1 protein-coding gene is annotated in these 289 nt (G+C 48.1%); it reads left to right on the top strand.

Features of this window, described 5'->3' with window-relative positions; genetic code table 11:
* The coding region (locus tag LZP73_RS20390; RefSeq protein WP_234236769.1) for a DDE-type integrase/transposase/recombinase at positions 1-289 on the top strand (289 nt) is incomplete at both ends.

Here is a 289-nt window from a genome sequence, read left to right as displayed (position 1 = left end):
TGATAAGCGATGCCCTGCGGATGGCCTATGAGACGCGTGGTCAACCACATGATGTTATGTTCCATAGCGACCAGGGAAGCCAGTATACAGGCCTGAAATATCAACAAATTCTCTGGCGTTACAGAATAAAGCAAAGTGTCAGTCGGCGGGGAAACTGCTGGGATAATAGCCCAATGGAACGCTTCTTCCGCAGTCTGAAAACAGAATGGGTGCCAGCGAATGGTTACGTCGACAAGGACGAGGCCCGGCAGCAAATTAATGATTACATATTGAACTACTACAACAGTGT

The sequence above is a fragment of the Shewanella sp. AS16 genome, from assembly GCF_021412365.1.
GTDB classification, from domain to species: domain Bacteria; phylum Pseudomonadota; class Gammaproteobacteria; order Enterobacterales; family Shewanellaceae; genus Shewanella; species Shewanella salipaludis.
Note: the sequence above shows the minus strand (reverse complement) of the source record. Positions and strands in the feature narration are given on the sequence as shown.